Source organism: Shewanella sp. MF05956 (genome assembly GCF_059758055.1).
Genome location: NZ_JCAYNV010000014.1, coordinates 128,658 through 139,001 on the forward strand (window position 1 = coordinate 128,658; position 10,344 = coordinate 139,001).

The window sequence follows — 10,344 nt, forward strand, 5'->3', positions numbered from 1 at the left end:
CCTGAGTAAATCGACTTACTTATTAAAGTTTTTAGAAAGTGAATGCAAATCACATGGGAGGAAAAAAGACAAATGATTGACCGCCTATCGAGATAAATCTAAAAAACAAAAAATCGTATCAGTCATTTAAGTATCAATAACAATTTAAGGCTTAACATGCTCAATGATGTCTTCAACTTTACAGTCAAAGTAAATACACAAAGCATCAAGTGTGCGTGTGGTTGTTGAATAATTGGTATTAGAAGACATTTTAGAGATAGCAGCCTTGTTCACACCTGCAGCCGTAGCAACTTCATCAAGTGTGATTTTTCGTTTTTCTATTGATGATTTTTTAGCTATTAATTCTTTTAGGTTATATTTAATCATGTTTTTATATCTAAATATTATCAAAAGTATCCTTGCAAGAAACTTGAAGTGTGGTTAAATTAGCTTAAGTTTCTTGTGAGGATACAAAATGAGTTTACAGCCAAAAACACTGCTTACTGCTAAAGAGCTTTCACCACTCATAAAATTCAATCCAGATTACATCAACAGTAAATTGAAGGACAAGGTTTTTTTTGAAGGAGTTCATTACATTAGGCCGTTTGGATCACGAAAAATTTTTTATGTGTGGGAACAGATAGAAAAAGAACTGTATCAACATACCAGATACCAAACTCAAAAGGTCATTATTCCTATGGCTAAGGGAGGTATTTGTCATGGCTAGTATCAGATCCCGTAACCAAAAACTTTTTTTTGATTTTTACTATCAGGGTATTCGATGTCGTGAACAGACGTCTTTAAATGATACCAAGCTTAACCGAAGTCGGTTAGAGGGTGTGTTACGTAATATAGAAGCTCAAATCCGATTGGATCGCTTTGTTTACTCAGACATCTTTCCTGATAGTAAACGTTGTGAGGATTTTAAAAAATATGATGACCAAATCAAGTTAGTCAAGGAAAGTGAACCAGAACCGACAGAGCATTTACTGTTTAATATTCCCACTTTTAGTCAATTCGCTAGCGAATGGCTTGCTGAAAACCGAGTTCATTGGAAGATTAGCCATAATAAAAATGTGACTATGATTTTTGAAAAATATTTAATCCCTGAGTTTGGTTCATTTAACCTAGACCAAATAACACGGCCACAAATTATCAAATACCGCGCGAGTATTATTCAACCTAAGCGAAAGCATTCGAATAAGCTCAGTAATGATTGGATCAATCATGTGATGACACCTTTGCGTGGCATTTTAAATGAAGCAGCTATGCGCTTTGACTTCCCTACTCCGTTTATCAATATCAAACCGTTAAAGATTGATAAGACGGCTATTGAACCGTTTTCACTGGCAGAAGTGCAGTTTTTCTTGTCTAGAGTACGTGATGACTTTAAAGACTATTACATTGTGAGATTTTTTACCGCAATGAGAACGGCTGAAATCGATGGACTTAAATGGCAATTTGTTAATTTGGACCGAAACGAAATTTTGATCCAGGAAACGCTGGTTGACGGAAATGTTGAAACACCTAAAACATCGGCGTCTTATCGCAGTATTCAATTGTCTCAACCTGTTGTGGATGCACTTAAAAGACAGCGGAAAGTCACTGGCAATAAGGATTATGTATTTTCTAATGCCAATGGCAACCCTCTTGATCATCGCAACGTAACAAAACGTGTTTGGTATCCTGCATTGAATGAAATGCGCTTAAAAAAACGGCGCCCATACCAAACTAGGCATACATGCGCGACCTTATGGTTAGCCGCAGGAGAAAACCCAGAATGGATTGCAAAACAAATGGGGCATAGCACGACCAAAATGTTATTTGAAGTCTATAGCCGCTATGTACCCAACGCGACAAGACAAGATGGAAGTGCGTTTGATCGTCTTATTGAACAAGTTAATTTTAATACCATGTTGGAGAATGTTGATGAATAAACCAATATTTGTCTGGGTTAAAAATATTCAATTTGGTGCACATCTGCCTACTGCAAACTGTGAATTTATTTCATCCAATAACGTTGTTAACGCAATTATGACAGCAGAAACCGCCAGGAACTGTCAGTTTACTCATGGTCTGGCACAAATGGTAATAGCACACGACTATCAAGGTAATACTGTGGTGTGCTGTCAAACCTGTGCACATTCAATGCACTGAAGGGCAATTTATCAAGATGGTGAATTTTTCTCACAATAAGAATGAAGGGCTGGTTGGTCGATTTTTGAAACTGCTCAGTTTTGTGTCGGTTAAGGAGCTACTGCCTTTCGTCGTTTTTATCCTAAATAATGAAGAAGTACTTAAGCTATTCATGCGCTCTGAAGCCAGTTTTAAGCATCATCATTGCTATCTTGGTGGCCTATTTGAGCATAGTATTGAGGTAGCTGAAATGACTTATCAAAATGCTAAACATCTAGGTCATTCAGACATAGAGTGCCAAACAGGCCTAGTTGCGGCGTTATTTCATGATATTGGTAAAATCTACCCTGCACTCAACATGAACAATGAAAAATATTGTTCAGGCCCCCATGAGAGCTATACATTTGCCTTACTAGCTAAACCGCTAGGTGAATTAGGGAGTCGTAACAGCCGAATATTTTCGATGTTAACCGAGCTTTTAGCCGGGAAACCATACGGACACAAGACTCGCTACCCAATTGAACATGTATTAAAACAAGCGGATCGAAGCTCTGCCGAATCTAACTATGCCAAAATTCAATTTGACGCTCTACCGTCACATTATTACTTTACTAAAGTAAATGGCAACGTGATGTATAGACTCGTAAGCGGTAAATAAACCCCACATACTCAATCATAAAAATAGTTGTCATAGTACCTCACCAATTTAAGGAGGCACTATGTCATCACAAGAATAACACCAGTATTGGTCTTCATTAATCGAGCAGCAAAAACAAAGTGGCATTAGCATCACTCAGTTTTGCGCTGAGCAGAACATAAGCTATCAAACCTTTTATACATGGGCCAAAAAACTCCGAACACAGCCGGAGCCACAACGATTGCAACCCATCATTGTGACCGATACATCCGTCGTGAGTGAAAACGTTGTCACGCTAACCCTTGCAAATGGTTTGCGTGCTCAGTTGCCAATTCATTTAAGCGCTAGCCAAATCCAGCATTGGGTTGCTGCCCTACAATGACACCATCTGCTCAAGTTTATCTCGTCACGGGTGTCACAGATATGCGTAAGTCTATCGATGGCCTATCGCTTATCGTTGCACAACATCTTGAAATGGACCCGTTTAGCGAATCCTGGTTTATTTTTTGTAATCGTCATCGAGATAAACTCAAAATCTTGTTTTGGGACACTAATGGCTTTTGGCTTTATTATCGGCGGTTAGAAAAAGGCACCTTTAAGTGGCCAAAGCCAACACACGATGGCGCACTACATATCAGCAAGGCCCAGCTGAATTGGCTGTTATCGGGGTTATCTATCGAGCATCACAGAGCACATCGACCAATAACTAACCTAACAGTGTGATCAAAAAGGCGATCACATTTTTATGCTTGAACGATCCTTTTTCGCTGTCACAATAAGGAGAAATGAATACAAACTTCGCTAATAATGACAACACTTCCTGATGATATTGAGCAACTTAAGGCCATGGTACTGCAGCTGCAACAAGCTGCTGACATTGCACAGGCACAAGCGTCATTAGCCAAGGAAGAAGTGCTTGTTGCTCAAGAAGAAATCACCGAGCTTAAAACACAAATCCAGTTGTTAATTGAGCAATTAAATTTAAGTCAATCTAAGCGGTTTTCTTCTAAGAGTGAAAAAGTCGCCAAAGGCACCTTCAACGAGGCCGAGCAACAAGATATTGCTGAGCCATCAACGCAAACAACAAAGAAAACAGGCCGTAAACCGTTACCTGAAGCGCTAGAGCGTGAAGTTATCACACATGAGATTGACTCGCCTTGTTGTGAATGCTGTCAGTCTCCATTACACCAATGCGGCGTCGAAACCAGTGAAGAACTTAAAATTATTCCACAAAAAGTGACGGTTATCCGCCATGAACGGGTAAAATATGCCTGTCGCCAGTGTGAAAAAACACAAACAAGTTCACGCATTATCACCACCCCTAAGCCACCCAGTTTAATCCCTAAAAGTATTGGTAGTGCCGAGGCATTTGCCGCCGTTGTGACGGCAAAATACGTTGATGCACTTCCACTTTATCGCCAGGTGGATATATTAACCCGCTCAGGTATTGATATCAGCCGAGCGACCTTAGCCAATTGGTGTGTGCAATTAGGCATGAAAGTACAGCCCATTATTGATGCAATGCAGTCACAACTGCTCAATGAAAAGCTGATTTGTGCTGATGAAACCACCGTGCAAGTGCTTCGTGAAGAAGATAGAAAAGCCGAAACTAAATCGTATATGTGGGTGTATCGCAGTGGTGAGTTTGTCCAATCGCCTATCGTGATTTATGACTATCATCCAAGCCGTGCTGGCCGTTGCGCGCAAGCGTTCTTATCAGGTTTCTCTGGGTATTTGCTGACAGATGGGTACGGTGCTTATGGCACATTAAAAGATGTCACCCATGCTGGCTGCATGGCACATGTGCGTCGAAAGTTCACCGATGCACAAAAAGCGAGTGCGTCAAAAAAAGCAGGTAAGCCCGAAGTTGCACTGAGCTATATTGCCAAACTCTACGCCATTGAAAAACGCTCCAAACAACTCAGTGCTCTTGAGCGACAACAATTAAGAAAACAAGAAGCGGTACCAATATTAGCGGAGTTTAAAACCTGGCTGGAGAAACAACAGGTACTTCCCAAAGGATATCTAGGTAAAGCCATTACTTACGCCCTAAACCAATGGCCGAAATTATTAACTTATCTTGATGATGGCGATATTAGCATCGACAATAATGTCACCGAACGAGATATTCGCCCGTTTACAACGGGGCGCAAAAACTGGATGTTCTCAACGTCAGTCAACGGCGCGCATGCCAGTGCGAACTTATACAGTTTAGTGATGACCTGTCGCGCGAACGATATCAGTCCATATTATTACTTCAGGCACTTGTTTACCGAGTTGCCCAAGCGTCTACCTACCGACGATTTGACCGATTTAATGCCGTGGAATGTTGATCTAAGCAATATCGATTAACGCTTCACTGCTTCATTTACCGCTTACATAGACTCAATAGCTCTAGCTAAATCAAGGAGGCTTGAAAGGATGAGCATATTAATGAGTAGCGTAAAGGAGTGGGCTGAGAAAAATTTAAGCTCATTGAATATTGTTAGATAAAGTTCTCTTTTAATCGTTGTTTTATACAAATGATGGGCAGAAAATAATATTGGGCATTAGCAGTTAATCTACAACTCACTCGATGAATAATCAATTCGACTGAAAAGAATTTAGCTTAAATTTAATCTAAATGATATCAATCACTTGTTAAGAAATGAGAAAAACCGCTTCGAAGGCGGCTTTTTAAAGAGTGGGATTATCCGAATATTCGACTCAGGTAATAGAGTATACTAAAGGTCGCTAAAAGAGATAGCCCGATGATAGTAAAAGACATTGCTACTGACATATTACCCTCTTACGTTATGTGGTTCCACTGCGTCTTGTAAAAAGCATAACAGCAGTCATCAAACTCCGAAATATCTGTTGTAATAACCCCTGCTAGTTCAAGATGTATGGCAAGCCAATTTCAGGTGATTACTGCAACTTACTTCATGGACTGCTCGTCTTTATCTTCAGCTTGTTTAGCCTTGAATGAATGAAAGATAATGATGTGATAAATACCCAGAGTTAAAGCACCAATGATGACAATGCCTATTGAAAACAGGGCGAGATCGTAACTCAAAAATTCTGAAATCATCATTTACCTCATTGACATGGATAGGCCCATTAAGCTTTAAACATTAGGACTAAACATTGAGTGCTAGTACAGTTAAATTGCTCACCCCATCGAATAAAACCTATATTCTGGCACAAATCCAAGGTGGAGACGAATTCCACAACTGAATCCAAGCAGGTACTGCGCAAGCTGTCATTGGCCTGGCTATACCGAAGCCTTGCGCTTTATAACATCCCATCTTGAGTAATTGTTCACCATGTTCTTTGGTTTCTACGCCTTCAGCTATCACAGAACGACCAAAAGTCTTCGATAATTCAATAATACTTTTTACAATCGCTTGATCATCCATATCTTCTAACATGTCAATTACAAAGGATTTATCTATTTTTACAGCATCCGTCATCAACTTCCTCAAATAACTTAAAGATGAATACCCCGTACCAAAATCATCTAACGAAAAACATATCCCATATTGTTTACATTGATTAATAACGTCAGCAATATGCTGAGTATCTTTTATAATACTGGATTCTAGGATCTCAAATTCAAGTTGACCTGCTTGAAAATTATTGTTGAGAAATAAAACTTCATTTAATTGTTTTATAAAATCTTCATGTTGAAGTTGTAATGGACTGACATTCACACTTATTGGTATGGTTATTCCTATGCTGCGCCATTCATTGAGTTGTTTTATTGCCTGGTCAATTACCCATTTACCTAATTCAATTTCCATGGATGAACCTTCAATGTAAGGCAAAAATCGAAATGGTGGCAAAAGACCTTCTGTCGGATGCTGCCATCGAATAAGTGCCTCTAAACCTATAATTTCATTAGTTTTCATATTTATTTTGGGTTGGTAATATAAAACGAACTCTTTGTTATTAAACCCTTTGCTTATGTATTCAAGTTCTCGGTACTGTTGCTTTATGGCTACATCATTTTCAAAGTCAAATTCATGTATGCAATTCTTTCCCTGCTCTTTAGCTCTATACATAGCCTGATCAGCATGTCGAATTAGTATGTCAGCGTAGCTATCGTCTTCAGGATAAAAAGTTACCCCAATACTCACTGTGACTGACAGGAGTTTATTTTTTATAACAAAATTTTCTGCGATTGATGAAAGAATTCGCTGCAAGATATCTCTTGCTTGTTGGTGACTGTCTAAATCATCAAGAATCAAAACAAACTCATCACCGCCAAATCTTGCAAGAGTGTCATGTTCTCGTATAACTGTTTTAAACCTATTTGCAACAAAGCACAGAAACTCGTCACCTATGTCATGACCATAGGCATCATTTACCTCTTTAAATCCATCTAGATCTAAGAAGGCTATTGCTATATTTTTATTATATCTCTGAGCTTTGATAAGCGCTTGTTGCATTCTGTCAGCGAGTAGATTTCTATTTGGTAAATGTGTCAATTGATCATAGTTTGCAGCATACTTTAATTTCTCATTGACTTCTTTTAATACCTGATTGCTTTTTTCAAGTTTGCGTTGATTATTTTTTTCATCGCTAATATCTTGAAAAATACCACTTATTTTTATAATAACACCATCAGAATACGTTATATTACAGGTCGTTCTAACGTCAATAAGTTGTCCTTTTGTTGTATAAGTCTCAAGCTCTAAGTCATATTCTTTACCAAGTTTAATTGCTGCATCAAAAGCATCTTGAAAAATCTTTTTCGAATCAGAATGTAAATAACTTACAACCAGCTCGATAGTAGGAGTAAATTCTTGAGGAGCAGTTTCATAAATTCTGTAAGTTTCATCTGTCCAAATCAATTCACCATTATTTAAGTTGAATTGCCAACCACCTAATTTTCCTATCCTTTGAGATTCTTTTAATAACTCGGTTGTGGTAGCTAGTAATTCTTCCTGTCGCTTACGAAAATCAATTTCTTGGTGTATTCCAATCATGCGAGTGGGTTTACCATCAGCATCCCATGAAATAGCTTTACCTGTAGACAATATCCACACGTAATGACCATTTTTGTGTTTTAAACGAACTTCTAACTCACAAAGGTCACTTTGACCTTGACAGTGATAATCAAAATTTCTAATTGCCTTAGGCAAATCATCTGGGTGAAGTACATCTATCCAAGTTTGGTAATCAATTGGCATTAGCTCAGATAAGCTATACCCTATAATTTCAGCCCAACGTTCATTACAAACAAGACCATTTTTCTCTACACTCCAATCCCACACCCCGACTTTGGTCGCATCTAAAACTAACTCTTTAACCTCTGTGCTTATCTTATTTTCGTGCATGGTTTATATACTTTTTAACAAAAGTGTGGATTGAATCGGCTTTAAAAAGAACAATTTTTTTGTTAATTGATCAGAGTTCATATTCCTGCTTTCAATATTGATACAAAACTTGGTGAAAAAACGAATAGTTACTCCACAATATAAGATAGACTTCAAAAATGTCAAATGAGGCGGCTTGGGTCTTGGATAATGTTAGGTATAAGAATGTAGGCCTATCGTCATAGGCAGTAACAACGCGCATTTAAACATTAGGTGAATTACCTGGCCCAGGATTTATTGTTAATTGCTATTCTCGATGTAATCAAAACATATCTAACACTTTATCGCAGGTAAACTTTTCCAATTTGTCGTGTACTGTGGTGTGAGTAAATCACGTCGCATCGACCATTTTTGTTCTATCCCTTGAGCGGCTAAGAATAAGGTATCAGTGCCATAACGCTGGTTAATGTCGTCTAGGTTTTGCATCAATGCAGGATTGGCTTTAGATGAATTAAACATGTCGAGTTGAGTGTGTTTTTGAGCGCTTAAATCAAGCAGCCCTATCCCCATTCGGTAATATCTCACTCCTGGCCTAAAAAGTCTTGGTGCCGCCATGATCATTGCCTGGGTTAACTCTTTTGTACAATTTGTTGGGCAAGGAAAAGACACCAACACTTTAAAGTTTGCAGGATGGTCATCATAGGGTGAATTACTCGCAAACATCATCATGGTTTTACAGTGTGATCCTTGTCGTCTGGCTTTTGCAGCAGCAATACCAATATGTTTACTCAATGCTTGCAACAAAGAATCGTAATCTATAATTCGCTCACCAACGCTGCGAGTCGAGAATATTTGCAGTTTATCTGCCCTTGCCTCATCCCATTGTTTACAAGCCAGTCCATTTAATTCACGTACAGTTCGCTCGATTTCAATACTAAATTGTTTGCGGGCTAACCCTGGAGGAATATTGGCAAGCTCTAATGCGTTTTTTATATCCATCAATGCTAATTTTTGACTAATACGACGACCAATGCCCCATACATCATTGACATTCATGGCACGTAAAATAGCCAATCGCTCATCTTCATTGTCAATGACGCATACACCTTGGTAGCCAGGCAATTTTTTGGCTGCGTGATTAGCTGCTTTTGCCAACGTTAAAGTTGGCCCCATCCCCACACACACGGGTAATCGAGTTTCTTTCCAGACAGCGCGTCTAATGAGCTGACCTTGACTTCGCAAGCATTTAATTGCTGGATAGCATTGTTTAAATGACAGAAAGCTTTCATCAATGGAATAAATATGTTGCTCTGGCGCAAAACGGCCAATAATGTTCATCATTTTCACGGATAAATCAGCATAGAGTTCATAGTTGCTTGAGCAAGCAATCACTCCTAAGCGCTGACACATGCCTTTAACTTTGAAGTAAGGAGAAAACTTAGGTATGCCAAGTTCTTTGGCTTGCCGATTTGCAGCCACAATACAACCATCATTGTTACTTAATACAATAATGGGTTTACCACGCCAATCAGGCCTAAAGACTTGCTCTGCACTGCAATAAAATGAGTTAGCATCCACCAAAGCAAACATGTTTCACTCTCCTTACTTACCAGCCAGTAACGGGCTTTGTCGATGGCACCGTATTGAGCGGATAACCACGCCTTCAATACTGAAAGAGTCATAATCATTGATGGGTTGAGGCTGATGATTTTCATTGGATGACAGTAGCTGTCTGCGAGGTTTATCAAGGATTTTGCATACAAACTCACCATTGAAATTAGCCACTATAACATCACCATCTCGAACCGTTTCATGCCTGTCCACTATCAATAAATCACCATAGAAAATTCCCACACCTTGCATCGAATCACCAGTGGCCACACCAATGAATGTGGCACTAGGATGCTCTATAAGTAGCTCATCTAGACTTAATGCTAACTGTAAATATTCTGAAGCTGGAGATTCGAAACCAGTAATACCAGCACTTGCATGAATAGGGATAATGCGCATATTTATAACCACTGTACATTTGTACAGTTATTTTATGCGATCTAATTTTTATTGCTAGATCTTTAATGTTTTTTTCGCAGAAGGAACCTCTTCAAAAATAAGACCAGCATAAGCCAGTCGTTATATCTATCTGATTATATTATTTAAGTTTCTATGGTAATCTCCCCATTTTTAACTGAGATCAAAAGTAGATATTTAGGCCACTAGTGCCAGTTTTTGCTTTGGTGGGACACCACCAATTGCTGTATTGGGTCTTTCATTGTTATAAAACCATAGCCATTG

The 10,344-nt window shown here is 38.8% G+C and carries 11 protein-coding genes and 1 pseudogene; 7 read left to right on the forward strand and 5 right to left on the reverse strand.

What is annotated here, in order from left to right; translation table 11 throughout:
• Positions 1 to 144 precede the first annotated feature (144 nt).
• Positions 145 to 366: a helix-turn-helix domain-containing protein gene (locus AC19MX_RS15990; protein WP_223417387.1), complete on the reverse strand. Its 222-nt coding sequence runs from the start codon at positions 364 to 366 to the stop codon at positions 145 to 147.
• Between the two features lie 88 nt (positions 367 to 454).
• Between AC19MX_RS15990 and AC19MX_RS15995 the strand changes: the two genes are divergently transcribed.
• The 7 genes and pseudogenes from AC19MX_RS15995 (at position 455) to AC19MX_RS16025 (ending at position 5,104) form a co-directional block, all read left to right on the forward strand.
• Entirely contained in the window at positions 455 to 706 is a 252-nt protein-coding gene (locus tag AC19MX_RS15995; protein WP_223417388.1) for a hypothetical protein, read from the forward strand.
• Positions 699 to 1,916 carry an Arm DNA-binding domain-containing protein gene (locus AC19MX_RS16000; RefSeq protein ID WP_498299172.1) on the forward strand — a complete coding sequence of 406 codons (1,218 nt, stop codon included), beginning with the start codon at positions 699 to 701 and terminating at the stop codon, positions 1,914 to 1,916. The genes AC19MX_RS15995 and AC19MX_RS16000 overlap by 8 nt, the downstream gene beginning before the upstream one ends.
• Entirely contained in the window at positions 1,909 to 2,136 is a 228-nt protein-coding gene (locus AC19MX_RS16005) for a hypothetical protein (RefSeq protein WP_498299173.1), read from the forward strand. The genes AC19MX_RS16000 and AC19MX_RS16005 overlap by 8 nt, the downstream gene beginning before the upstream one ends.
• A gap of 64 nt (positions 2,137 to 2,200) precedes the next feature.
• Positions 2,201 to 2,773, forward strand: coding sequence for an HD domain-containing protein (locus tag AC19MX_RS16010; RefSeq protein WP_498299174.1), 573 nt, complete (start codon positions 2,201 to 2,203; stop codon positions 2,771 to 2,773).
• Between the two features lie 91 nt (positions 2,774 to 2,864).
• A pseudogene (tnpA, locus tag AC19MX_RS16015) lies at positions 2,865 to 3,134 on the forward strand (IS66 family insertion sequence element accessory protein TnpA); the annotation flags it as partial.
• Positions 3,131 to 3,475, forward strand: coding sequence for an IS66 family insertion sequence element accessory protein TnpB (gene tnpB / locus AC19MX_RS16020; RefSeq protein WP_012088183.1), 345 nt, complete (start codon positions 3,131 to 3,133; stop codon positions 3,473 to 3,475). The pseudogene tnpA and the gene tnpB, both read left to right, overlap by 4 nt.
• An 84-nt stretch (positions 3,476 to 3,559) precedes the next feature.
• Positions 3,560 to 5,104: an IS66-like element ISSba7 family transposase gene (locus AC19MX_RS16025; protein ID WP_115334129.1), complete on the forward strand. Its 1,545-nt coding sequence runs from the start codon at positions 3,560 to 3,562 to the stop codon at positions 5,102 to 5,104.
• Positions 5,105 to 5,669: 565 nt separating this feature from the next.
• Here the strand turns inward: AC19MX_RS16025 and AC19MX_RS16030 are convergent.
• The 4 genes from AC19MX_RS16030 to AC19MX_RS16045 all read right to left on the reverse strand — a co-directional run bounded on the left by AC19MX_RS16030 (position 5,670) and on the right by AC19MX_RS16045 (position 10,062).
• A complete protein-coding gene (locus tag AC19MX_RS16030) occupies positions 5,670 to 5,825 on the reverse strand; it encodes a hypothetical protein (RefSeq protein ID WP_445776017.1) in 156 nt (51 codons plus the stop codon).
• A 97-nt stretch (positions 5,826 to 5,922) separates the two neighbouring features.
• Positions 5,923 to 8,073, reverse strand: a complete 2,151-nt coding sequence (locus AC19MX_RS16035) for a putative bifunctional diguanylate cyclase/phosphodiesterase (RefSeq protein WP_418358908.1) — start codon at positions 8,071 to 8,073, stop codon at positions 5,923 to 5,925.
• Positions 8,074 to 8,385: 312 nt separating this feature from the next.
• A complete protein-coding gene (locus AC19MX_RS16040; protein ID WP_498299175.1) occupies positions 8,386 to 9,642 on the reverse strand; it encodes a Y-family DNA polymerase in 1,257 nt (418 codons plus the stop codon).
• A 12-nt stretch (positions 9,643 to 9,654) separates the two neighbouring features.
• Positions 9,655 to 10,062 (reverse strand): LexA family protein, encoded by a 408-nt coding sequence (locus AC19MX_RS16045; RefSeq protein WP_182745212.1) that lies wholly within the window; start codon positions 10,060 to 10,062, stop codon positions 9,655 to 9,657.
• Positions 10,063 to 10,344: the final 282 nt, after the last annotated feature.

Excerpts from the sequence above, each read along its gene's own strand:
- tnpB (WP_012088183.1), top strand. The coding sequence starts at position 3,131 with ATGACACCATCTGCTCAAGTTTATCTCGTCACGGGTGTCACAGATATG.
- AC19MX_RS16000 (WP_498299172.1), top strand. The coding sequence starts at position 699 with ATGGCTAGTATCAGATCCCGTAACCAAAAACTTTTTTTTGATTTTTAC.
- AC19MX_RS16025 (WP_115334129.1), top strand. The coding sequence starts at position 3,560 with ATGACAACACTTCCTGATGATATTGAGCAACTTAAGGCCATGGTACTG.
- AC19MX_RS16005 (WP_498299173.1), top strand. The coding sequence starts at position 1,909 with ATGAATAAACCAATATTTGTCTGGGTTAAAAATATTCAATTTGGTGCA.
- AC19MX_RS15995 (WP_223417388.1), top strand. The coding sequence starts at position 455 with ATGAGTTTACAGCCAAAAACACTGCTTACTGCTAAAGAGCTTTCACCA.
- AC19MX_RS16030 (WP_445776017.1), bottom strand. The coding sequence starts at position 5,825 with ATGATGATTTCAGAATTTTTGAGTTACGATCTCGCCCTGTTTTCAATA.
- AC19MX_RS15990 (WP_223417387.1), bottom strand. The coding sequence starts at position 366 with ATGATTAAATATAACCTAAAAGAATTAATAGCTAAAAAATCATCAATA.
- AC19MX_RS16040 (WP_498299175.1), bottom strand. The coding sequence starts at position 9,642 with ATGTTTGCTTTGGTGGATGCTAACTCATTTTATTGCAGTGCAGAGCAA.
- AC19MX_RS16045 (WP_182745212.1), bottom strand. The coding sequence starts at position 10,062 with ATGCGCATTATCCCTATTCATGCAAGTGCTGGTATTACTGGTTTCGAA.
- AC19MX_RS16035 (WP_418358908.1), bottom strand. The coding sequence starts at position 8,073 with ATGCACGAAAATAAGATAAGCACAGAGGTTAAAGAGTTAGTTTTAGAT.